Consider the following 22,450-nt stretch of genomic DNA (forward strand, 5'->3'; position numbering starts at 1 on the left):
TTGGTGTCTATTCTTTATACAAATTTGATTAAGTTATGATGTATTAAACAAACAAATAACCCTTTTGGTAAAGTACCTAAACGGTTACTATTATTTATTGGTTAATCAAATTGGTGAAATTATGGAAGTTTTCGACTTTAAAAAATTTTGGAACGGCTTAACGATTAAGCAAAGAGAAGCATTCTCTCAAAGAACGGGGTATAGCAAGTTGTATCTATCACATCAGCTACGCTATGCAAAACGTAAGCCTTCACTAAGTAAACTCAATAAGTTATATGATATTTGTATTGAGTTCGGTGCAGATACAACCAGAGAGCAATTAATCAATTTCTTTATTCAATAATAATTCAAAGGCTGTTTATAGATAAGGATCACTTCGGTGGTCCTTAATTTTTTATTAATAACCAATAAGTCTTTTTAGGTTGATCTATTTTAAAATAATGGATAGTATTTGCACATACACATAATTAAATGAGGTTGAAATGGAGATTATTAGTCGAAAAGAAGCTGCGTCAAAAGGGCTTGGGAAATTTTTCACAGGTAAAAAATGCAAGAACGGTCATGTTGCTGAACGTTACGTTTGTAACGGTGTTTGCGTTACATGTAATTATGAAAACTCAATTGGGTATAGAACAGCATTAAAACAATTGATTGAAAGCGCCCGTTGCTAGGGGGTGTCAAATGGCTAGTAGCTGGATCAAAGTTGAAGTTATAACACCAGATAAACCAGAGATTTATCAAATAGCAGAGATATTAAACATAGACCCTGATGCTGTGTTAGGAAAGCTAATTAGAGTTTGGTCTTGGGCTGATTTACAAACCTTAGATGGTAACGCAGGAAGCGTTACAAAAAGCGTAATAGATAGGATCACTTTCATTTCCGGCTTTGCTGATGCACTGATAACCGTGGGTTGGATGAAAAATGATAATGGTAAGTTAGTCTTACCTAATTTTGATAGGCATAACGGAGAATCATCGAAAAAACGGGCACTTACTAATAGGAGAGTGGCAGAGCACCGAGAAAAAAAGAAAAAGAAAGTAACGCAGTCACCGTTACAAAAAACGTTACCAGAGGAAGAGGAAGAGGAAGAAGTTTATAAAGATCCTCTCTCTAAGGGGAACGATGAAAATTATCAGCCAAACCATAATGCGAATAACGCTATTTTGAATAACCGAGTTCCATCAGGAGGATTTGGCGTATCTGAAAAATTTGTCATGTTTCATGGATGGGAGCCAGATCAGGACTTTACGAAAAAGGCAGCGTACTGGGGGGTAAGGCTCATGACACCAATGAAACCGCACGAGTTAGCAGAATTTGTTACGTACTGGAGTTCAGAGGGAAAAGCAAAAACACATGAACAATGGGAAATGGCATTAGCAAAAAGTATTAAATTTCAACGCTCAAAAAATAACGAGGTGAGAAATGGGACAAGTCAGAGCAATAAAACCAGTAACCAATTCGCTGGAAAATCAAAACCAATGCAAGAATTCTTACAGCACGTCAACGATAAATACGGACCCGATGCTGTTACCGCTTTGGTGGAAAATGATCGAGCTGTATGGGGACAAGTGGAGCAAGAAGAACGGGACGGAACCATCATTGATGTGGAAACGAGCACTGAGCGGATTGAATAGCGATCAATTTGATTTGATATTTAAATTCTGCATTGAACGTTGTAGCAATGGTAATCCGTGGCCACCAGAGTTATCTGATGTCATTTCAATGCTTTCTGACAAGTTGGTAGACGCTAATGCTTTTGGAATTCCATTTGATGAAATGCTTAGAGATTTCAATAAATACCTAGCCAGACGATGCAATTACCATAGTGCTGAGATGTACCCATTTAGGCACCCAGTGCAGTATTGGATCTTCACTGACCTTAGGCAAAAGGTATACGACCTTAGGTTGACAGAAGCGGAGGTTGAGAAGCGATTAAATAAAATGATCCGTATGTGGTCTGAGCGAGTGCAACGAGGAGAGGTAATACCTAAGCCTACGTTAAGACTTGAAGATAAAACCAGACCAAGGCCTGCATGGATGGATTTATTAGAAAATGCTGATAAACGTAAACATAAATCGGCATAAGGTTTATTGGATATCAAAATCCTTAGCGTAATAAACACTGGTGAGTTTTATTTGTTGTAGGTATGCGATTGGGTGTCTTAGTAGTGAAAACAGCGTATAGACGATTTGATAGCGTTTTAAGTAGGTATGAGTTTAATTAAAAACTCTGTTTTTTTATACTTGAAAACATAACCAAATTGGATATATTAATCATAGTGATTAATCTCTTAAGGGTTATCGTATATGAAATTTATGCAGGATTTTGTTGTTGAAATATTACATGACAAGAAAAAACCGTTATCAGTTAACGAAATAACCGAGATTGCCTCAGAGCTGGATGGTAAGAAAAATCGCTCAACGACCAATTATGCGTTGATCAAGTTGATTGAATGCGCCGTTGTTGAGCGCAGAGCGGTAGTCGGCATTGGTTATTTATACACTCTAGCGCCTGATTACATGGAGCGTCTACGTGATTTAGATATCAAAAAAGAAGCCTCTTTAATGACCAAGAAGCCAGTAAAACCTACGGATAAGCATGTTATCTGTCAGAAAGGCTCACTAACCTACGTCAGAAAGAGCTTACCGCCGTTACAGCATGGAAAGATTGCTGATATTCATAGCCGTATGAACGCAATGCTGGTGGCGGTACGCGCATGAAACAGCAAATTTATTATATCAACCCTGTACCAAAGCCACGTATGACACAGTGTGACGCATGGAAGAAAAGACCCGCTGTCGTTAAGTACCACGCTTTTTGTGACGAGATGAGAGCTAACCGTTTTACGTTACCTGAAAGCGGTGCTCACCTAACGTTTGTTATCCCTATGCCTAAATCATGGAGCAAGAAGAAACGCATTGAGATGAATGGTAAACCCCACCAGCAACGTCCTGATGTCGACAACCTGATTAAAGCCGTTATGGACGCCATCTTTGATGAAGATTGCAGGGTGTGGAATATCAGCGCGTCAAAGCTTTGGGGTGAGCAGGGAAAGATAGGGGTAACGTTACCTGAAAATACAGAAAATCATGAACTTATTACCATTCGTTAAGTTAGTGACTGAGTTAATTAATCGTTGAATGAGTTTGGGAAGAAATTATGAGCCAAGAAATTGATGCTATTAGGCTTATTCAACAAATCAAACAGTTGTGACATGTCACGCAAGGGCAAATGATGAAAATTAAAACCTCAAAACTAAAAGGATTAGCGCTTGATTGGGCGGTAGGTAAAGCTATTGGCGTTGATGTTCGTATTGGCAAAGAGTTTATTGTTGATGCTAATAACTGTGTATATAGCCCATCTAGCGACTGGTTAAAGTGTGGTGAGTTTATTGAGACTTACGCTATTGAACTGATCAATGAGATGTTGAGTAACGATTTCGGGCATTATCAAATTGCATGGTCTGCTATCTGTAATTACTTACAAGATGATTACTACGATGGCGATACACCTCAAGAGGCAATTTGTCGCGCTACTGTCGCTGTGGTGTTAGGTGGTGAAGTCGATGTGCCTGAGGAGCTAGTTAATGGCTAAATCACCTGCTGAACGTAAGGCACTACAACGTAAACGCCAAAAGGAACTTGGCGTAACAAAGATTGAATTACTGGTGGATAATCAAGAGCTGGAGATGTTACAGCGTAATTGTGTTCTGCGTATACCTGGTCGTGAACCGTATGATGTTGTTGAATACTTGCAGATGCTTATCCGTAAAGATGATGCAGAGTATAAGAGACAAGCTGAGGAGCTATCTAAGCGTAAGTGTGAGCGTTGTGGCGAACAGTTACCCGTTCAGCAATGCTGTTTATCAGGTGATACTAAATGCTGGGTAACAAAGGGCTGGCGTGAAATGATGTTGAAGGTAGAATGAGGAAAAAAGGAGATATATATGGATAAATTTATACCTATCACAACAGCTGTAGCTATATGGTTATTTTTAGTTAAAGAATGCTTTGAATGGGTAAGGAGAAGAAAAAATAAACGTAATGAACTTAGAGCTTTGAAAACGCTAATTTATGAAGAGGTTAAAGCAAATAGTAGACCTTTTAGGGATTTTATATTGTTTTATGAAAAGCTAAAAGACAATCAAGTTATTAGACTAAATATTCAAACATCGTTCAAAGATATTTTTATTAGCTATGATGATGAAGATATTGATAATAAGTGTTTTTTTATATCAAAACATTCATCAAAAATAATTGAAAAATATTTACTTGATATATCAAGAGTAGATCCAAAACTCACAAATTATATAATTGATTTAAGAATATGTATTGATCATTTTAATGAATTTATCGTAGTAGGTTTTGAGGGGTTCTTAGATAGTAATTTTAAAATTGATTTTGTAAAATCTTTCCTTATGAAAAATAAGCCAGTGATTGAAGAATATAGAAAATTATGTAATTCAGTGATGAGTTATTGTAATACTAAACAATCAAAACCTTATATGGTTTGAAGTTTATCTTTGTGATTGTCATAATAACCAAAGAGGTGATGATTATGACTATCAAAAGACCAAGAAAGAAACCAGCACGACAGCCAACGCCTATCAACGACAAGATGGAGCGTTTCTGTCAGGAATATATCAAATCCCCCGATAATCAAACTGATGCTGCAATCTCTGCTGGATATGCATCTGGCAGTGCTTGCAAGCGCGCATCACAACTAATGGCTGATCCCCGTATTCAAGAGCGTATTGCTCAACTTATGCAACAGCGCAATAAGCGCACCAAGATGAGTGCTGACAATGTACTCAGGCGTTTGGTTGATATGCTTGATGCGGATATTGCCGATATTCTCAATGAGAAAGGCGATATTAAACCAATATCTGAATGGTCACCTATTTGGCGTAAAAGTGTTGCTGCATTCGATATCATTGATATTGACGGTGATACACGCATTAAAAAAGTGAAGTTGCTGGATAAAATCAAGGTGCTTGAGTTGATTGGTAAGCACGTTGATATCAATGCCTTTAGAGACAGAGTACAGGTTGATGTAAATGTATCATTGGCTGATAAGTTGGCATCTGCTCGTAAACGTGCTCAGCAAGGGAGCGTTGAGTAATGTCAGAAGCTTTGCAGAAATCACCAGAAGAACAACTCATTGAAGATATCGCATCATTTACGCATGATCCATTAGGTTATGCGTATTACGCATTTCCTTGGGGTGAAGCTGGTGGAGAGCTTGAAGAATACAATGGTCCTCGTCAGTGGCAAGCCGAAGCATTAAATGAAATCGGTGAACATCTACGCAATCCAAAGACACGCCATCAGCCATTATTACTTGCTCGTGCTTCTGGTCATGGTATCGGCAAATCTGCATTTATTTCAATGATCATCAAGTGGGGTATGGATACCTGCGAAGATTGTAAGGTAGTCGTCACTGCCAACACCGAAAATCAGCTACGTACTAAAACGTGGCCAGAAATAGCGAAGTGGCAACGCCTATCACTAACTAATAATTGGTTTACTTGCACTAAGACAGCTATCTACTCAAACGATCCTAATCATGCTAATGCTTGGCGTGCTGATGCGGTACCGTGGTCAGAGAACAACACAGAGGCATTCGCAGGACTTCACAACAAAGGCAAGCGTATTATCCTCGTGTTTGATGAAGCGTCTAACATTGCCGATCTGGTATGGGAAGTGGCAGAAGGAGCGTTAACGGATGAAGGTACCGAAATCATTTGGATTGCATTTGGTAACCCAACCCGTAACACAGGGCGCTTTCGTGAGTGCTTTCGTAAGTTTAAACATCGTTGGAATACCAAGCAGATTGATAGCCGTACCGTTGAAGGTAGCAACAAAGAGCAGATTAAAAATTGGGAAGAGGATTACGGCGAAGATAGCGACTTCTTTAAAGTCCGTGTTCGTGGTGTGTTCCCATCAGCATCAGAACTACAGTTTATCCCAACAGGTTTAACTGATGAAGCCATGAAGCGCATTGTCACACAGGCAGAAGTTGCTCATGCTCCAGTAATTATTGGTGTTGACCCCGCCTATTCAGGTATTGATGATGCAGTCATTTATTTACGCCAAGGTTTATTCAGTAAGTGCTTGTGGACGGGCTTTAAAACAACTGATGATGTTGTTATGGCAAAGCGTATTGCTGACTTTGAAGATCAATACAAGGCTGACGCTGTGCATATCGACTTTGGATATGGTACTGGTATTCACTCTATTGGAACAAGTTGGGGGCGCGTATGGCGTTTAGTTAAGTTTGGTGGTGCATCAACAGATCCACAAATGCTAAACAAACGCGGTGAAATGTATAACAGCGTTAAGACATGGCTAAAAATTGGTGGGGCTATTGATGATCAGGAAACCGCAGATGATTTGTCATGTGGTGAATACAAAGTTCGTGTTATCGATAGCAAGATTGTACTAGAAGATAAAACAGAAATTAAAAAGCGTCTTGGTCGTTCACCGGGTAAAGGTGATGCGCTCGCGCTGACGTTCGCCTATCCAGTCACCAAAATAGATAGAAATTATTCCTCACCTCATTCTGGCGTTAATGTCAGCAATTCAGATTACGATCCATTCGCATAAAAAAAGCCCTCTGGAGTAGAGGGCAAACAGTCCTAAGGTAAAGCACGCTGTCGTGGTAACAATACCGAGAAAAAATGCAGTGGCATTGCATAACCAAAATGGTAGTTATAATTTTCAATATTGTCAAATAACATGTATTATTAATTTAATATGCAATATTGGTTAATTTAATATATGGGTGAATTATGTGCGGATTAGGCTCAACTCCAAAAATTACTACTCCTCCACCAGTTCAGGCAGCACCCCAAGAACAAGATGCGGCAGTAACGGGTAGTCGTGATGATGAAATGCGTCGTCGCCGTGCAGCCGCAGGTCGTAAGTCTACGTTACTAACAGGTGCGCAGGGTGCGACAAGTTCAGCATCCACCAGCGGTAAAACCTTACTTGGTCAATAAGAGGTGACTATGTCAACGCCATTGAAACAACAGCTACTGCAACAACTTAATCAGTTGGAAACAGAGCGTAGTTCATTTGAACCGCATTGGCGTGAATTGTCAGATTTCACTCGTCCTCGTAGTACGCGCTTTACTGCGTCTGATGTTAATCGAGGTGATCGCCGTAATAGTAAGATCATTGACCCTACGGCGTCTTTAGCTTCATCGGTACTTTCCAGTGGCATGATGTCAGGTATTACAAGTCCTGCTCGTCCTTGGTTTCGTTTAGCAACACCTGATCCTGACTTAATGGATTATGGTCCTGTAAAACTTTGGCTAGAAACCACTGAACAACGTATGAACGAAGTGTTCAATCGTTCTAACCTCTATCAGTCATTACCGTTGATGTATGGCGATTTAGGCACCTTTGGCACTGCTGCAATGGCCGTTGTTGAAGATAGCCAGCGTATTATCCGTACCGTTCATTTCCCTCTTGGCAGTTACTACATTGCGAATAGCCCAAGCCTGAGTGTTGATGTTTGTTATCGCAAATTTACGATGACCGTTCGCCAGTTGGTGATGGAGTTCGGGACTGATAGTGTCAGCGATACTGTTAAATCAATGTGGAATTCAAGTCAGTACAGCCAATGGGTTGAAGTGGTTCATGCCGTATATCCAAACCTTGAACGACAAACAGGAAAGTTAGAGGCGAAGCACAAGCCTTTTAAATCCGTTTATCTTGAAGTGGCGGGTGATAACGAGAAAGTGTTACATGAATCTGGCTATGATGAATTTCCTATTATGGCGCCACGTTGGGAAGTGAATGGTGAAGATGTTTACGGCTCATCTTGCCCCGGTATGTTGGCGCTAGGTGGCACTAAAGCACTTCAATTAATGCAAAAACGTAAAGCGCAGATGATTGATAAGCTGACCAATCCACCTTTACAAGTGCCTGCCTCATTAAAAAACCAACGGGTAAATACCATACCCGGTGGCATTAACTATCTTGATGAGGCCAATCCCACTAATAAAATTCAAACGATTTTTGATGTTCAACCCGTAGCATTGAAAGCACTACTTGAAGATGTTCAAGATACCCGTCAACTGATTGATACCGCTTACTTTGTTGATTTGTTCCGCATGATGCAAATGGTGAATACGCGCTCTATGCCGATTGAAGCCGTTGTTGAGATGCGAGAAGAGAAGCTATTGCAATTAGGGCCTGTTCTCCAGCGCCTTGATTCTGAGTTACTCGACAAACTGATTAATCGCACTTTCTCAATCTTGGTAAACAAAAATTTACTTCCCATTGCGCCTGATGAAATGCAGGGAATGGATCTAAAGGTTGAGTACATTTCTGTAATGGCTCAGGCGCAGAAAGCGATTGGCATTGGCAGTATCGAACGCTTTGCTGGCTTTGTTGGAAATCTGGCAAAAGTTAAGCCTGAAGCCCTTGATAAGCTTAATGCTGATGATGCCATTGATAATTATGCGTCTGCTATTGGTGTCTCTCCAACTATCGTTGCAACCAATGAGCAAGTACAAGCCATACGTCAACAACGACAAGCACAGCAACAACAAATGGCTCAGATGCAAATGGCTCAGTCCGCTATTGATGGTGCTAAAACGCTCAGTGATACCAATCTTGATAATGATAGTGCCTTGTCCGCTATGGCTGGTGGAGGTGCTCAATGACACATCCATTCGATGCGTATGAAGACGAGAGAATTGCTCGCACTGAATACGATATTCAACAAAAAAATAGGCAAGAGAAAGAAGAACAACAGCTAAAAGAGGTTATGTCCACAGAAGCTGGGCGTGCTGTTATTTGGCGTTTGATTTCTGACTCTGGCGTATTTCGTAGCTCTTTTTCTAACGATCCCTATGCAATGGCATTTAGAGAGGGCGAGCGTAACTATGGGTTAAAAGTTTTCAATAAATTACACCAAGTTTGCCCTGAGCTTTATGCGCAAATGGCAAATGAAGCAGCTACACCAAGCGTTTAACAACGGGAGAAACAGTCATGAACTTATGGCAGAAATTAATTATGCGTCGTTTGTATAACGAGCAACACAGCGAGGGATGTGAAGGCGGTGGCGGTACAGCAACGGAACCTACTCAGGAAACATCAGCAACAGATAAAAATGAGCCACCAGCAAACAGTGATGATCCTAATAAAAGCACTGAAAAAGAGAATGGTGAAGAGCAGGGCAAGCCGGCTGATAAGAAAAATGATGCCAATAAATCAGATGTAGGTGCGCCTGAAAAGTATGAATTTAAAGCACCAGAAGAAGGGCAAGAGCTTGATAAAGGTGCATTAGAAGTCTTTGAGCCGATTGCTCGTGAGCTGAATTTAAACAACGAACAAGCGCAAAAACTGGTTGATGTTTATGGCTCTAAAATCATGCCTGCTATTCAGAAACAAATCAATGATGGTTGGCAAAAGCAGACTGAGCAATGGGTTAAAACTGTTAAAGCAGATGAAGAATTAGGATCAAATGAGTCTATTGGTGCAGCACAAAAGGCATTAGATACCTATGGTTCTGATGATTTGAAATTGTATTTAACAGAAACAGGGTTAGGTAATCACCCAGAGATTATTCGGGCTTTTGCCAAGATAGGCAAAGCAATGTCAGAGGACGGTCTTGTCACTGGCAACAGTAACGGCAGTAAAAGTGCTGCTGATGTTTTATTTGGATAACAAAGAGGAAATAACATGCCTGCTTTAACTCTCGTTGATTGGGCTAAACGACAAGGCCCTGACAGCAAGCAAGCGAAGATCGTCGAATTGCTGAATCAGTCTAATGAAATTCTTGATGATATGGTTTTCGTTGAAGGTAACTTACCAACGGGTCACCGTACAACTGTTCGTACTGGTTTACCATCTGCAACATGGCGTTTGCTTAATTATGGTGTACCACCAAGCAAATCAACTACAGCTCAGGTTACTGATGCGATTGGTATGCTTGAAACCTATTCTGAGGTTGATAAAGATCTTGCTAATTTGAACGGACAAAAGAATGAATTTCTATTGTCTGAATCAATTGCATTCTTAGAGTCAATGAACCAGCAAATGGCTGAAACAGTTATTTATGGTGATGCTACGGTTCATCCTCAGCGCTTTACAGGTTTAGCCGCACGCTTTAACGACATGAAAGCAAAGAATGCAGTCAACATCATTGATGCTGGTGGTACTGGCAGTAACTTAACTTCTGTGTGGTTAGTCGTATGGGGTGAAAACACGGTTCACGGTATTTTCCCTAAAGGTTCTAAAGCAGGTTTAGAGCAAAATCATTTAGGTGAAGTTACTTTAGAAGATGAGAACAAAGGTAAATACCAAGGCTTTCGTACTCACTTCCAATGGAAAAATGGTATCTCAGTTCGTGACTGGCGCTATGTTGTCCGTATCGCCAATATTGATTTATCTAAAATTGGTAAAGATCCAGAAAAAGCGGACACACTCGATTTACCAGACTTGTTTATTCAAGCAATTGAGAAGATCCCTAACCTTTCTATGGGGCGTCCTGTTTTTTATTGTAACCAGCAAATTCGTAGCTGGATGCGTCGTCAAATTAAAAACAGCAAAAACGTCAATATTTCCATGGCAGAAGTTGCCGGTAAGAAAGTTGTTTCATTCGATGAAATTCCTGTTCGCCGTGTTGATGCCATCTTAACGACTGAAGATCAGGTGAAATAAGTTATTGCGGTATCGTTTAACGGCTCCGCTAACTTTCATTTATTTGGAGATAGTCAAAATGATTTTAGATAAAGAAACGCTTTTTTCACTGGATCAGGCGGTTACTGCATCTGCTGTAAGTAAGCAAATTATCGACTTAACGCCAGTGCATGGCGCATTTCGTGATATCGGTATTGGTGAGCCATTAGAGCTGTTTGCACAAGTGACTGAACAGGCTAAAGCATCAGGTGAAGCGACGGTTCAAATTAAGTTAGAAACCGCGACAGACGATAAATTCTCTGATGCTAAATCTATCTTTGAATCAGTGGCAATACCAATTGCTGATTTAAATGCAGGTAAACGTATTGTGGCGAAAGTACCTCAAGGCGTTCTGAAGTACCTGCGCCTGCAATATGTTGTTGCAGAAGGGCCATTAACGGCGGGTAAGTTCACTGCGGGTATTAACCTAACTGTTGATGCTCATCCTATTTACGATGCTGTAACTCAATAAGGTGTGACATGTCACGATATAAGGTTTTAAAAAAATCATTTATCGCTGGGCGTCTACTTGAAATCGGTGAAGAGGTTGAGTACGACGGTATAGCTGGCGATAACTTAGCGTTAATTGGTGGCGCTGATGCTCGACTTAATACTCATAGTGTGGCTGATGGGGCTGGTGATAATACTGGTGAAGGCATAAGTAATATTGCTGTAAGCGGTTCAGGTGTGGCGATTGATTCAAGCCTAGATGCGCTTCGTGAGCAATATACCCAGCTATTTGGTAAAGCACCTCATCACAATATGGGCGCAGATAAAATGCGCACCGCAATAGATGAAAAGCGGAAAGAACTTGGGGTTTAACCCCCGATGATAAAGGGGGCGAAAGCCCCTTTTTTATTTTCTACTTGAGCCGAGAGATATCCAATGAAACTAACCAATCTAAAAACCAGCACCGAAACTTATGAAAATGCCAAAGGTGAAAAAGAAACTCGTGAAGAATATCCATACGGGCTACGTATTTCACTTGAAAACGACACAATAGAAAAACTAGGCGTTTCTATTCCTGATGTTGGTGAAAGTATTGAGTTGTCTGCTGTTGCCAAAATACTGTCTAAATCCATTAATGAACGTGAAGGTAAGAAGTCAGTATATGTAGAGTTACAAATAACCGATCTGGCTTTAGGTGCAGGCGACACAAAATCAACGGCAGATGTTCTTTTTGATGGAGGTGAGTAATGGCCTCAGAAATTGAAATTTGCAATATTGCATTAAGTCGCATTGGTAATAGTCGTTCAATTAATAGTATGACTGAAGCCAGCAAAGAAGCCGTTCAATGCAATCTTCATTATGCGCAATGCCGTGATAGTGTGCTGGCCGATTTCCCTTGGAACTTTGCGACTAAAAAGGTGGCATTAGCTAATACAAATAATCCCCCACCTAATTGGGCGTATGCCTATCGCTATCCTAATGATTGTCTAAAAGCCATTGGCATTGTCGAACCTCATCAAAAGTACCGTAGACCAGATACAGCAATCCATTTTCATGTTGGTTCAGATAAAAACGGCACTGGTCGATTAATTTTTACTGATCATCCTAGTGCATGGCTTGAGTATGTTGCGCGTATTACTGACGTCAATATGTTTGATGCGTTATTTAAAGATGCCCTTGCATGGCGTTTAGCGGCTGAATTGGCTCGTCCATTGGCATCAAATGCGGGTATTGGTGGTGAGGCATTACAAATTTATCAAGGTGTTATTAAAAGTGCGGCCGCACATTCATTAAGTGAGTCAGCAGAGCCAACTGATTATATGGATGAATTCACACAAGCGAGGTTGTCATAATGCCATTTAGTCTTATTCAACCTAGTTTTTCAGGCGGTGAAATTGCACCAAGCTTATATGGGCGTGTTGATCTTGCGAAGTATTCAACTGCACTGCGCAAGTGCCATAACTTTATTGTTCGTCAATATGGTGGCGTTGAGAATAGACCAGGCACACGATTTATTGCTGAAACAAAGTATCAAAATAAGAAGTCTCGCCTTATTCCTTTTCAATTCAGCACCGTACAAACCTATGCGTTAGAGTTTGGTGATCGTTATATTCGCGTATTTAAAGATGGTGGGCAGGTTCTCTATGCTGATGGTGAACATAAAGGCGAAGTGTTTGAATTAGCGACACCTTATAAAGAAGCTGATTTGTTTGATTTGAAGTATACGCAATCAGCCGATGTTATGACGATTGTTCATACTGATTATCCACCAATGGAGTTACAGCGTTACGATCATGATGATTGGAAGTTAGTCTCCGTTGAAACCAAAAACGGCCCCTTTGAAGATATCAATACCGATAAGGCAATGAAAGTTTATGCCAGTGCAAGTACGGGGCAAATTACGTTAACGTCTACGCATGATATTTTTGGTACCGAGCAAATAGGCAAACAGTTCTATTTAGAGCAACGTGATATTGATGCGGTTCCGGTATGGGAGACAGATAAAACAACTAACCTCAATGATCAACGCCGTGCTGACAGTAATTACTATCGTGCCAATAGTGGCGGTAAAACAGGAACACTAAGACCGTCTCATACTGAAGGAATGAGCTGGGATGGTTGGGGGGGGGATACAGGGATCCAGTGGGAATATCTGCATAGTGGTTTTGGTATCGTAAAAATTGAAACTGTAAGTGAAGATGGAAAAACAGCCACAGGAAAGGTGATCTCTTATATTCCATCCAATGCCGTTGGTGAAGATAATGCAAGCCATAAATGGGCGCGTGCAGTGTGGAATGATGTTGATGGTTATCCAAGCACCGTTGTTTATTATCAACAACGTTTATTCTTTGCTGGCTCTCGTGCCTACCCACAAACGATATGGGCTAGTCGTAGCGGTGACTATAAAGACTTTGGGCGTAATAATCCTATTCAAGATGATGATCGCATCATCTACACGTATGCAGGTCGTCAAGTTAATGAAATTCGCCATTTGATTGATGTCGGTTCGCTGGTGGCATTGACCTCAGGCGGTGAATATCAAATAACAGGCGATCAGAACAAAGTGCTTACACCTTCCAGTTTTTCAATGTCATCACAAGGTGCTAACGGTTCAAGTGATTTGCCGCCAATCTCTGTTGCGAACATTGCGCTTTATATACAAGAGAAAGGTAGTGCCGTGCGTGATTTATCGTATTCCTTTGATGTCGATGGGTATCAAGGCACTGACTTAACTATGTTGGCAAATCACCTATTTCAACGTCACCGCATTGTTGATTGGTCATTTACTACGGTTCCATATTCTATTGCATGGTGCATACGTGACGATGGGTTAATGCTGGCTTTAACCTATTTAAGAGAACAACAAGTTTTTGCATGGGCACCACAATCGACAGAAGGGAAATTTGAGTCAACGTGTTCGATCAGTGAAGGCAATGAAGATTCAGCCTATTTTATTGTTCAGCGTACAGTAAACGGTAAACAGGTTCGGTATGTAGAGCGCTTGGCTAGCCGTTTATTTACTCGTACAGAAGATGCTTTCTTTGTGGATTCTGGCTTAAGTTATGACGGTAGAAATACTGATATATCAAAAACAGCAACTATCACTGGTGGAGCGGGTGAGTGGAACTATCAAGAAAACTATCAATTAGTGATTTCAGGCAATCCGGTCTTTAGTGCTTCTGATATTGGTAGTGCCGTCAATATTCCTTATTTTGAAGATAATGAGCACAAAGAGCTTCGCTGTAAGATTGTTCAATATATATCTGAAAATCAAGTGGTTATTTCTGCTAATCGCAATATTCCACCAGCATTACAAAATACGCCCACTACTGAATGGAGCATAGCCCGCTATCGCTTTGCTGGCTTAAATCATCTTGAAGGTAAGACAGTTAATATTCTTTCCGATGCTAATGTTTCACCGCAGGCCATTGTCATCAATGGTTCAGTGGAAATTGATACGCCATCATCCGTAGTACATATCGGATTACCTATTACCAGTGAATTAGAAACGCTTGATATCCATATCAATGGGCAAGAAACGTTACTTGATAAGAAGAAGCTTATTAAGGTTGCCAGCTTAATTGTAAATAGTAGTCGGGGGATTTGGGCTGGTACTGAAAAAGAACGGCTATATGAGTATCCTCAACGTCAATTCGAGTTTTACGACAATCCTGTTGATGATGCCACAGGCATTGTTGAAATTAATTTAGATGCAGATTGGAGCAAAAACGGACGTGTCTTTATTAGACAGGTTGATCCTTTACCGTTAGCGGTGCTCTCTGTTATTCCGCGTATTGATGCTGGTGGTTTCTAATATGAAAAAACATCATGTACAAATTATTCCTGCCACTCATGAACATATCGTTCGTTTATTACCACATGTAAGACAAGCTGATGTTGATGAGTTCTATGCTATGTCAATGCAAACACCTGAACAGGTATTACGACATGGCTTATCTGTTTCTACTAAAGTTTATGCCGGCATTATTAATGATGAGGTCGTGACTATTTTTGGTGTTGCTTCTGGCTCATTACTTACTGGTTTAGGTGTTCCTTGGTTGGTGGGAGCTGACTTATTAGAGCAACACCAGAAAACCTTTCTACGGCGCTGTAAACCCATTTTAAAACAGATGTTAGGGCAATACCCAACACTGATGAATTATGTCGATGAACGTAATCATATTGCTAAGGCTTGGCTCCATTGGTTGGGGTTTCAGATTGAAGAAGCAAAGCCAGCAGGTTTACTTCAGTTACCTTTCCATCGTTTTACATTGAGGGCTAAATAATGTGTGAACCAACAACATTAGCGGCAGCAGTAATTGGTACTTCTGCATTGCAAGCATACGGACAATATACCGATGGTAAATTTCAAGCATCAGTGGCCAATCAAAACGCCAAAATTAATGAAGATGCTGCGCTTGATGCAATTAATAAAGGCAACGCTCAGGCACAAGAACAGCGTAGACGTACTCGCCAATTAGCCGGCACACAGGCGGCAACAATGTCAGCCAGTGGCATTGATTTAAGTACTGCGGGTGCTTTAGATATTTTGGGTGATACTGCCGCAATGGGTGAGCTTGATGCGTTAACTATGGTTAATAACGCTTCTCGTGAAGCGTATGGCTATCGTATGCAAGCTGAAAATGATCGCCTTAATGCAAAAATGGCAAGACTCTCAGGCAATATGGGTGCAATGACAACGTTATTAACAGCACCTATTCAAGCTTATGGTGCGTATCAGTTGGCTGGTGGTACATGGAGTCCATTCGGTGGTGGTGGCTCAGGTGCTGCGAAAGCGGGTAAGACATTTGCTAAAGCACCAAAAGGATTTTAATCATGCCAAAGGTTCCTACATACGATAATAGAACGGTTATGCCTGAGCAGTTACCAAATAATGGGTTTTCTGTTCAATCATCACCTGATGCTTTTGGCGCTGGCTTTGGTCGTGTTGGTGAGCAATATGTCGGTTTATTTGCAGAAGCAAAACAAAGAGCCAACGTTGCACTGGCGCAAGATGCCGCATTACAGCTACGACAGAAAGCCAACGAACTGATGACCGAACCACAAAATGGATTACTTTCTCAACAAGGTAAAAATGCGATTGGCAAAGCGTCTGAGTATGAGCAGTCATTTCGTGATTATGCTGGTGAAATATCATCAACATTACCTGACGATATTGTGCGACAAAGCTTTATGCAACAAGCGCAAGAAATGGGTGTTCAGTTTGCATCACAAGCGAATCGTCATGAGATGGGGCAAATCAAAGCTTATGAACAAGATCAGTTTCAATCAACGTTAACATTAAATGCAGAGTCTGCCGCATCAATGTACGGTGATAATCAGGCTTATATTTCTGCACATAAACAAGTGTTTCAGCAAATAGAAGAGTTTGGATTATCACACGGTTGGGGTGAAGAGCAGATCCTCGCCAAGAAACAAGAATTCAAAGTAGCGACTGCACGTAAAGCGATTGAAAACCAACTCGGTTCTGACTATATGGGGTTCTTAGAACGAAATGGAGAGCCTTCAAGCCTTGGTGGTGCTACCAGAAATAATGCGTTCTATGGTGGTACTGTTGGTAAAGTTAAAGGAATGACCCAACAGGGTAATATTAATTTACTCAATAGACCAACAGTTAAAAACGAAGACGGCTCAATTAGTACAGTAAGAACGATTTCTATTGGTACCGATGATGGCGAAGTGCTAATACCTACCGTAAGTGACGATGGTAAGCTGTTATCTGATGATGAAGCCATTGCGTTATACGAGCAAACAGGTAAGCACTTAGGGATTTTTGATAACCCTGAAGATGCTACTGCTTACGCTGATAATCTGCATAAACAGCAAGAGAATATGTATACACCTAGTAACGGTGATACAAGAGGCGTTAGAAACAACAACCCGGGTAATATTCGTATATCTAGTAATAAATGGGTAGGGCAAACCGGTGATGATGGCGCATTCGCTAAGTTTGCCACACCTGAGCACGGCATTAGAGCATTAGGTAAAAATCTACTTTCTTATGCTCGACAAGGTTTCGTTACACCTGAGCAGGTTATTAATCGTTGGGCGCCACCAGAAGATAATAATGATACTCAGGCATACATTGAGTATGTATCTGATTACCTCGGTGTTGCACCTAATCAGCCATTAGATTTAACGAACTTAGATACCTTAACGCATTTATCGACAGCGATAATGTATAAAGAGAATGGGTGTAACCGTGTTAATTACACTGATGAGCAGATAGCAACAGGCATACAGTCAGCACTTGGTTTTGTTGAGTTACAAGCGACATCAGAAGCACCAAAACTATTAACTGGATCTGCCGCTTTCGATGCCTTAGATGAAGCTGACCAAGCAAAATATTTACGACAAGCAGAACAGCTACGTAAGCAAAAGCAAGGTGAGTTACAGCAACAATTCGGTACTCGTGTCGCTGACTCTTACGCAGCATGGGAAAGAGGACTTGATGCACCTAATGCGCCTACTCATGATGAATTAATCTCTGCGTTTGGCTATGACAAAGGTTCGGCTATGTCTGCTGATATGCAAGAAGCTAAGCGTTATGCTGGTTTTATGTTAGCAGCTAAAGAGATGTCGCCACAAGCACAGCAAGCTTTGTTATCTCAAATCAGACCACAATCGGGTGAAGCAAACTACGAAAGCAAAATTCAACGTTGGGAGAAATTTGGTAAGTTCGTTGAAGGTAATATCAAGGAACAAGATAAGCAGTTTGCTGCTAACCGATTACAACTTTCCATTCAAAATAATTTTCCGCTTGATCCTAATGATAAGAATAATCAGCAGGCAGCAGATGATTACTTTGAACAACATATTCAGCAGAGCTTTAATTTGCGTGATGATAATAGCTTAAATGCCGTTGCTGAACTTACTGCAAGAACAGGGATTATCCCATCACAAGTTAAATCTGTATTGAATATGGGGGCAACATCTAAAGATCCTGAAGTTGTTCTTCCTATCGCGAAAATGTATGGACAGATATTTGATAACAATCCTGCCTCAGCGACTGATATTCCATCAAGCACAATGGCGTATTACTCAAAAGTATATAGTTTAAGTCGTGCGGGTATGCCTGATGAAAAAGCGGTAGAAACTGCATTTAAGACGACATTTGAACAAGATGAACGCACTAAGCAAATGATCACTTCTCAAATCAGGGATAAAGGATATATCAAGGATAGAGATAAAGCGGCGCAATCTAATATCAATGATTTTTACCCTTGGTATAAACCATTTTCTTCACCAAGCGTTAGTAAGCCTGGTACTCAAAATGGCGCTTACTTACGTGACTATCAAACACTGTATGACGCTAACTTTGCTGAAACAGGCGGTGACGCAGAACTCGCCAAGAAAATGACTAACGCTCAAATTAAAAGAACGTGGGCGGTATCAAATATTAATGGTAGCGAAGAAGTTATGCGTTATGCACCAGAAGCTGTATACGGCATCAATGAATCGGGTGCTGGCAATTGGATCGCGGGTCAATGGGAAGAAGAGAAAAAGCAATTAATGTCTAAGTCATTTGGTGGCGCTTCTTCTGGCACTGAAATCGTTATTGTCTCTGATGCAGTGACACCAAGAGATTACAGCTACGGCATAATGATAAAACAAACCGGTAGTGATGATATCCCTATTTATCGTCCATACACGGGAGATAACGGCTTACCTATTCGCTTTAAACCAGAACAGTCATCATCACCAATGTATAAAGAGGTAATGGAAAAACGCCAGCAAAGTGTTAAGGAAGCACAAGAGAAAAGGGAACGAGAAGAAGCATTGGATAAATCGCGCTCAGAGTTTGATGAACGTCGTCAAAGTGTCCGTGAGCAATACAAAGAAGCTCACAATGAGCGAGTAAATAAATTCAATAATTATTTTTCTTGGGATAAAAACTGATGCCTATTTACGAACAACAACCTGATGATGTTTTATCTGCGGATATTAATGCTGTTCAGCAACCAGAACCTACTTACGGTGATAATGTTTCATCGTCTTGGTATGACCCTATTAATCCGCTTGATGATAGACGGCAAACCAAAGAATTACGTGATGCGGCGTTCCGTATCGATAACTCAGTGGGTAGTTTGATTGCTACTGCACCTTTTAATCAATTTGAAGATGTAGAAGGCTATAACCCATTTGAAGATGAATTGACGCTTTCAGGCTATGAAGACTATGCCGATGCCTTTATTCATTCAAACTCTCCTCAAGAAACCGCAGCAATAAAACAACGCATTGATCGTGAGAAAAACGACAGACAGCAATTAATGGATTCTGGCGGTGCCGGTATTGTGAGTAGTATAGCAATGGGGGTTATTGATCCAATTAATGTTGCTGCAATGATGATACCAGGTGGTGCAATAGTAAAAGGCGGTAGTGTTGGTGCAACCGCGGGTAAGTTTGCATTGGCAAATACCGCTGGTGGTGTAGCTTCTGAAATGGCATTACATAGTACCCAAGAAACACGAACATTAACTGAGAGTGCGATTAACGTTACGCTGGATGCCATGGTAGGCGGAACCTTAGGTTCAGCGGCGCAATTAGTTAGAAATCGAGGTGAGTTAATTAATAAAGTTAGAAATGACATTATTGAACCTCAGCCAAGTAATAATCCACCAGCCAATCAATCTGGTGATCGAAGCATTGGTGCTGCGGAAGTTGCTAATACCACACTTGAACAAGAGACACTAAAAGGACCCTCTTTTGTTAATAGAACAATGATGGTTAGCCCTGTTGGCCGTGTTGCTCAATCTCCCTCTAAAACAGCGCGTCAAATTAACCAACAACTCACAGAAAATAACTTTACCTTTGCTAAAAATGAAGAAGGTATTGCGACATTTACCGCTGTTGAAACAAAAGTGAGAGGTTATGAAACACTTGTTTATAAGCAAGTAGAATCAACGAAAGACCACTTTAAACAATATCGTCAATCTGGTGGCCGTGATATGAGCTATTACCAATTTAGTGAAGCTGTTGGTGATGCTATGCGCAATGGTGATACTCATGCGATACCACAAGTGGCAGAGGCGGCACGTTCTATTAGACCTATTGTCGAAGCAACCAAAGATAGAATGGTTGAATTAGGGATCTTACGTGAAGGTGTAAAGGTGACAACAGCACAAAGCTATTTCCCTCGTATTTATAAATTCGACAAAATTTTAAATGATCGTACTGAATTTAAGAAAATCATTGCTGACTGGTTAGAAGAGATTAATCAAACCTCAATAAATAAAGCCAAAGGTAGTCTTGATCGTGCTGAAATTGGTATTGATAAAGCACGTAATGCTTCACCACAAGCTGAACGTTTAGGGCTTGAAATTAAAGAGGCGGAGAGCTGGTCAGGTAAAAAATCTTTGTTGATGGATGATATTAATAAATATCAAAAAATCATTAATGAAAAGAATGCGGTAGAAGTTGAGTTAAATTCACTATCTAACCTTGCTAAGCTAAATAAAACACAAACAAGAAGACAAGCAACATTACAAAGAAAATTACAGCGTATTAATGATGCTGAGAATAAATTACCTGCATTACAACGTAGCGTTGATATTCTTGATAACCCCCGCAAGTTTAGGAATGAACATCGTCGTTTAACACGAACTGCGAATTCATTAACTCGTCATGACAGAATTAGACAATCCGCATTAAATCGCATGACACCTTTAGAGCGTGAAGAGTTAGATGCCGCAGCAGATGATATTGTTAATAAAATTATCGGTGCCCCGTCCGGTATTGTACCAAGTGAATTGATCCCTGATGGGTTAGTTAAACGTGCTGGTTTTACAAAAGATAGAACCCTAAACATTCCTGATGAACGCATTAAAGACTATCTCGAATTAGATGTTAACTATGTGATGGAAAACTATATTCGCCAAGTTGCGCCTGAAATTGAACTCACGGCTAAATTTGGTCGTGTTGATATGGATAATCAAATCAAAGCGATTACAGAGGAATACAATCAGCTTATTGCTGATGCAACCACACCTAAAGAACGTAGCCGATTAGAAGCGAGAAGAGAGGCTGATTTACGTGATATTCGTGCTATGCGTGACCGTCTATTAGGAACCTACGGAGCACCTAAAGATCCCTCTAGTTTTTTTGTTCGTGCTGGTCGTGTGGCTCGTCACGTTAACTTTTTACGTTTATTAGGTGGTATGACAATATCATCGTTACCTGATATGGCTCGTCCGATTATGCAACACGGTTTACGTAGTGCGTTAAAACCATTGGGTAAGATGCTAACTGATATTGGTGCTATGCGCATTGCTAAAGCTGATTTACGTGAAATGGGTATTGGTCTTGAATATGTATTATCCAGTCGTTCTAAGGTGATTGCTGACCTTAATGATCCATATAGCAGACGTAGTTATTTAGAACGTGGGTTACAGTGGTCATCACAGAAATTTGGCAACCTTACGTTGATGAATCAATACACCGATACTATGAAAATGTGGTCTGGTGTTATTACTCAATCTAAGGTACTTAGAGCAGCAAACACTTTAGATGCTGGTGGTTCGTTACGTAAACGAGAAATAAAGAAACTGGCTCATATTGGTATTGATGAATCAATGCTAAAGCGTATAGCAGAACAGTTTAAGCGACACGGTGAAGACTTAGACGGCATGTTAACAGGGCACAGCCATTTGTGGGATGATCGTGTTGTGCGTGAAACATTTCAGGCAGCAGTATTAAAAGATGTAAGAACTACTGTGATCACACCGGGTATTGGTGATACACCACTAATGATGAGCAGTGAACTAGGTAAGATAGTTATGCAGTTTAAAACCTTCTTCTTTGCTACTCACAATAGAGCGTTGGTCTCAGGCATACAATCTGGTGATGCATCATTCTATTATGGTGCATTGCTTCAGGTTGCACTTGGATCCCTAGTCTATGTTCTCAAGGCCAAAATGGCAGGACGAGATATTAATACCAAACCGGCTAACTTAGTAAAAGAGGGTTTAGACTGGTCAGGAATGATGGGCTGGTTAGGTGAGCCTAACAACGTATTGGAAAACCTTAGCGGTGGTACTTATGGTATGAGTGCTATGTTTGGTGGACCACCAGCATCACGTTATCAAAGCCGTAATGGGATTGGTGCATTGCTAGGTCCTACATTTGACCTTGGCGGTGATATTAAAAACATCACATCAGGTGTATTAAACGGTGAGTTTGATGATAGAGAAGTGCGATCTGTGCGCAAACTATTACCTTTCCAAAACTTGTTTTATTTGTCACCATTATTAAATCAGGTTGAGGAGCAGATGAAGTAATTTGTTT

Annotated in this window: 24 protein-coding genes; all 24 read left to right on the forward strand. The window is 40.7% G+C overall.

Going from position 1 to position 22,450, the window contains the following annotated elements; genetic code table 11:
• The first annotated feature begins 121 nt into the window (after positions 1 to 121).
• The 24 genes from GWJ01_RS18500 to GWJ01_RS18615 all read left to right on the forward strand — a co-directional run bounded on the left by GWJ01_RS18500 (position 122) and on the right by GWJ01_RS18615 (position 22,443).
• The gene (locus tag GWJ01_RS18500; RefSeq protein WP_235050598.1) at positions 122 to 343 is read left to right on the forward strand and encodes a hypothetical protein; all 222 of its coding nucleotides are present in this window, start codon (positions 122 to 124) and stop codon (positions 341 to 343) included.
• 338 nt (positions 344 to 681) lie between these two features.
• Positions 682 to 1,635, forward strand: coding sequence for a DnaT-like ssDNA-binding domain-containing protein (locus GWJ01_RS18505; RefSeq protein WP_020945820.1), 954 nt, complete (start codon positions 682 to 684; stop codon positions 1,633 to 1,635).
• The gene (locus GWJ01_RS18510) at positions 1,604 to 2,086 is read left to right on the forward strand and encodes a replication protein P (protein WP_020945819.1); all 483 of its coding nucleotides are present in this window, start codon (positions 1,604 to 1,606) and stop codon (positions 2,084 to 2,086) included. Before GWJ01_RS18505 ends, GWJ01_RS18510 begins: the two co-directional genes overlap by 32 nt.
• A 222-nt stretch (positions 2,087 to 2,308) precedes the next feature.
• The gene (locus GWJ01_RS18515; protein ID WP_020945818.1) at positions 2,309 to 2,722 is read left to right on the forward strand and encodes a hypothetical protein; all 414 of its coding nucleotides are present in this window, start codon (positions 2,309 to 2,311) and stop codon (positions 2,720 to 2,722) included.
• Positions 2,719 to 3,114 (forward strand): RusA family crossover junction endodeoxyribonuclease, encoded by a 396-nt coding sequence (locus GWJ01_RS18520; RefSeq protein ID WP_041701164.1) that lies wholly within the window; start codon positions 2,719 to 2,721, stop codon positions 3,112 to 3,114. Before GWJ01_RS18515 ends, GWJ01_RS18520 begins: the two co-directional genes overlap by 4 nt.
• A 122-nt stretch (positions 3,115 to 3,236) precedes the next feature.
• On the forward strand, positions 3,237 to 3,596 hold the full coding sequence (locus GWJ01_RS18525; RefSeq protein ID WP_041701163.1) for a phage protein NinX family protein: 360 nt from the start codon (positions 3,237 to 3,239) through the stop codon (positions 3,594 to 3,596).
• Positions 3,589 to 3,930: a hypothetical protein gene (locus GWJ01_RS18530; RefSeq protein WP_020945815.1), complete on the forward strand. Its 342-nt coding sequence runs from the start codon at positions 3,589 to 3,591 to the stop codon at positions 3,928 to 3,930. Before GWJ01_RS18525 ends, GWJ01_RS18530 begins: the two co-directional genes overlap by 8 nt.
• Before the next feature lie 18 nt (positions 3,931 to 3,948).
• Complete coding sequence (locus GWJ01_RS18535; protein ID WP_020945814.1) at positions 3,949 to 4,515, forward strand: hypothetical protein; 567 nt, start codon at positions 3,949 to 3,951, stop codon at positions 4,513 to 4,515.
• A gap of 44 nt (positions 4,516 to 4,559) precedes the next feature.
• Positions 4,560 to 5,123, forward strand: coding sequence for a terminase small subunit (locus GWJ01_RS18540; protein WP_004250874.1), 564 nt, complete (start codon positions 4,560 to 4,562; stop codon positions 5,121 to 5,123).
• Positions 5,123 to 6,607: a hypothetical protein gene (locus tag GWJ01_RS18545; RefSeq protein WP_004243357.1), complete on the forward strand. Its 1,485-nt coding sequence runs from the start codon at positions 5,123 to 5,125 to the stop codon at positions 6,605 to 6,607. The genes GWJ01_RS18540 and GWJ01_RS18545 overlap by 1 nt, the downstream gene beginning before the upstream one ends.
• A gap of 185 nt (positions 6,608 to 6,792) precedes the next feature.
• Positions 6,793 to 7,002, forward strand: coding sequence for a hypothetical protein (locus GWJ01_RS18550; protein ID WP_020945812.1), 210 nt, complete (start codon positions 6,793 to 6,795; stop codon positions 7,000 to 7,002).
• Positions 7,003 to 7,011: 9 nt separating this feature from the next.
• Positions 7,012 to 8,676 (forward strand): portal protein, encoded by a 1,665-nt coding sequence (locus GWJ01_RS18555; protein WP_020945811.1) that lies wholly within the window; start codon positions 7,012 to 7,014, stop codon positions 8,674 to 8,676.
• Complete coding sequence (locus tag GWJ01_RS18560; protein ID WP_020945810.1) at positions 8,673 to 8,987, forward strand: Bbp19 family protein; 315 nt, start codon at positions 8,673 to 8,675, stop codon at positions 8,985 to 8,987. Before GWJ01_RS18555 ends, GWJ01_RS18560 begins: the two co-directional genes overlap by 4 nt.
• A 17-nt stretch (positions 8,988 to 9,004) precedes the next feature.
• The gene (locus tag GWJ01_RS18565; protein ID WP_020945809.1) at positions 9,005 to 9,682 is read left to right on the forward strand and encodes a hypothetical protein; all 678 of its coding nucleotides are present in this window, start codon (positions 9,005 to 9,007) and stop codon (positions 9,680 to 9,682) included.
• 15 nt (positions 9,683 to 9,697) lie between these two features.
• Complete coding sequence (locus tag GWJ01_RS18570; RefSeq protein ID WP_004243350.1) at positions 9,698 to 10,678, forward strand: major capsid protein; 981 nt, start codon at positions 9,698 to 9,700, stop codon at positions 10,676 to 10,678.
• Between the two features lie 58 nt (positions 10,679 to 10,736).
• Positions 10,737 to 11,168, forward strand: coding sequence for a Bbp16 family capsid cement protein (locus tag GWJ01_RS18575; RefSeq protein WP_020945808.1), 432 nt, complete (start codon positions 10,737 to 10,739; stop codon positions 11,166 to 11,168).
• Positions 11,169 to 11,176: 8 nt separating this feature from the next.
• On the forward strand, positions 11,177 to 11,518 hold the full coding sequence (locus GWJ01_RS18580) for a hypothetical protein (RefSeq protein WP_020945807.1): 342 nt from the start codon (positions 11,177 to 11,179) through the stop codon (positions 11,516 to 11,518).
• A 63-nt stretch (positions 11,519 to 11,581) separates the two neighbouring features.
• The gene (gene gp10, locus GWJ01_RS18585) at positions 11,582 to 11,893 is read left to right on the forward strand and encodes a capsid staple protein (protein WP_020945806.1); all 312 of its coding nucleotides are present in this window, start codon (positions 11,582 to 11,584) and stop codon (positions 11,891 to 11,893) included.
• On the forward strand, positions 11,893 to 12,498 hold the full coding sequence (locus GWJ01_RS18590; RefSeq protein WP_020945805.1) for a hypothetical protein: 606 nt from the start codon (positions 11,893 to 11,895) through the stop codon (positions 12,496 to 12,498). The genes gp10 and GWJ01_RS18590 overlap by 1 nt, the downstream gene beginning before the upstream one ends.
• The gene (locus tag GWJ01_RS18595; RefSeq protein ID WP_020945804.1) at positions 12,498 to 14,960 is read left to right on the forward strand and encodes a hypothetical protein; all 2,463 of its coding nucleotides are present in this window, start codon (positions 12,498 to 12,500) and stop codon (positions 14,958 to 14,960) included. Before GWJ01_RS18590 ends, GWJ01_RS18595 begins: the two co-directional genes overlap by 1 nt.
• Position 14,961: 1 nt before the next feature.
• A complete protein-coding gene (locus GWJ01_RS18600; RefSeq protein ID WP_237585728.1) occupies positions 14,962 to 15,432 on the forward strand; it encodes a hypothetical protein in 471 nt (156 codons plus the stop codon).
• On the forward strand, positions 15,432 to 15,980 hold the full coding sequence (locus GWJ01_RS18605; protein WP_161711459.1) for a hypothetical protein: 549 nt from the start codon (positions 15,432 to 15,434) through the stop codon (positions 15,978 to 15,980). The genes GWJ01_RS18600 and GWJ01_RS18605 overlap by 1 nt, the downstream gene beginning before the upstream one ends.
• A gap of 2 nt (positions 15,981 to 15,982) precedes the next feature.
• Positions 15,983 to 19,066, forward strand: a complete 3,084-nt coding sequence (locus tag GWJ01_RS18610) for a hypothetical protein (protein WP_161711460.1) — start codon at positions 15,983 to 15,985, stop codon at positions 19,064 to 19,066.
• Positions 19,066 to 22,443 carry a hypothetical protein gene (locus GWJ01_RS18615; RefSeq protein ID WP_161711461.1) on the forward strand — a complete coding sequence of 1,126 codons (3,378 nt, stop codon included), beginning with the start codon at positions 19,066 to 19,068 and terminating at the stop codon, positions 22,441 to 22,443. Before GWJ01_RS18610 ends, GWJ01_RS18615 begins: the two co-directional genes overlap by 1 nt.
• Positions 22,444 to 22,450: the final 7 nt, after the last annotated feature.

The organism is Proteus sp. G2618 (assembly GCF_009915995.1).
Lineage (GTDB): Bacteria > Pseudomonadota > Gammaproteobacteria > Enterobacterales > Enterobacteriaceae > Proteus > Proteus terrae.

Coding starts and splice junctions, on each gene's coding strand:
- GWJ01_RS18500 (WP_235050598.1), top strand. CDS start 122: ATGGAAGTTTTCGACTTTAAAAAATTTTGGAACGGCTTAACGATTAAG.
- GWJ01_RS18505 (WP_020945820.1), top strand. CDS start 682: ATGGCTAGTAGCTGGATCAAAGTTGAAGTTATAACACCAGATAAACCA.
- GWJ01_RS18510 (WP_020945819.1), top strand. CDS start 1,604: ATGTGGAAACGAGCACTGAGCGGATTGAATAGCGATCAATTTGATTTG.
- GWJ01_RS18515 (WP_020945818.1), top strand. CDS start 2,309: ATGAAATTTATGCAGGATTTTGTTGTTGAAATATTACATGACAAGAAA.
- GWJ01_RS18520 (WP_041701164.1), top strand. CDS start 2,719: ATGAAACAGCAAATTTATTATATCAACCCTGTACCAAAGCCACGTATG.
- GWJ01_RS18525 (WP_041701163.1), top strand. CDS start 3,237: ATGAAAATTAAAACCTCAAAACTAAAAGGATTAGCGCTTGATTGGGCG.
- GWJ01_RS18530 (WP_020945815.1), top strand. CDS start 3,589: ATGGCTAAATCACCTGCTGAACGTAAGGCACTACAACGTAAACGCCAA.
- GWJ01_RS18535 (WP_020945814.1), top strand. CDS start 3,949: ATGGATAAATTTATACCTATCACAACAGCTGTAGCTATATGGTTATTT.
- GWJ01_RS18540 (WP_004250874.1), top strand. CDS start 4,560: ATGACTATCAAAAGACCAAGAAAGAAACCAGCACGACAGCCAACGCCT.
- GWJ01_RS18545 (WP_004243357.1), top strand. CDS start 5,123: ATGTCAGAAGCTTTGCAGAAATCACCAGAAGAACAACTCATTGAAGAT.
- GWJ01_RS18550 (WP_020945812.1), top strand. CDS start 6,793: ATGTGCGGATTAGGCTCAACTCCAAAAATTACTACTCCTCCACCAGTT.
- GWJ01_RS18555 (WP_020945811.1), top strand. CDS start 7,012: ATGTCAACGCCATTGAAACAACAGCTACTGCAACAACTTAATCAGTTG.
- GWJ01_RS18560 (WP_020945810.1), top strand. CDS start 8,673: ATGACACATCCATTCGATGCGTATGAAGACGAGAGAATTGCTCGCACT.
- GWJ01_RS18565 (WP_020945809.1), top strand. CDS start 9,005: ATGAACTTATGGCAGAAATTAATTATGCGTCGTTTGTATAACGAGCAA.
- GWJ01_RS18570 (WP_004243350.1), top strand. CDS start 9,698: ATGCCTGCTTTAACTCTCGTTGATTGGGCTAAACGACAAGGCCCTGAC.
- GWJ01_RS18575 (WP_020945808.1), top strand. CDS start 10,737: ATGATTTTAGATAAAGAAACGCTTTTTTCACTGGATCAGGCGGTTACT.
- GWJ01_RS18580 (WP_020945807.1), top strand. CDS start 11,177: ATGTCACGATATAAGGTTTTAAAAAAATCATTTATCGCTGGGCGTCTA.
- gp10 (WP_020945806.1), top strand. CDS start 11,582: ATGAAACTAACCAATCTAAAAACCAGCACCGAAACTTATGAAAATGCC.
- GWJ01_RS18590 (WP_020945805.1), top strand. CDS start 11,893: ATGGCCTCAGAAATTGAAATTTGCAATATTGCATTAAGTCGCATTGGT.
- GWJ01_RS18595 (WP_020945804.1), top strand. CDS start 12,498: ATGCCATTTAGTCTTATTCAACCTAGTTTTTCAGGCGGTGAAATTGCA.
- GWJ01_RS18600 (WP_237585728.1), top strand. CDS start 14,962: ATGAAAAAACATCATGTACAAATTATTCCTGCCACTCATGAACATATC.
- GWJ01_RS18605 (WP_161711459.1), top strand. CDS start 15,432: ATGTGTGAACCAACAACATTAGCGGCAGCAGTAATTGGTACTTCTGCA.
- GWJ01_RS18610 (WP_161711460.1), top strand. CDS start 15,983: ATGCCAAAGGTTCCTACATACGATAATAGAACGGTTATGCCTGAGCAG.
- GWJ01_RS18615 (WP_161711461.1), top strand. CDS start 19,066: ATGCCTATTTACGAACAACAACCTGATGATGTTTTATCTGCGGATATT.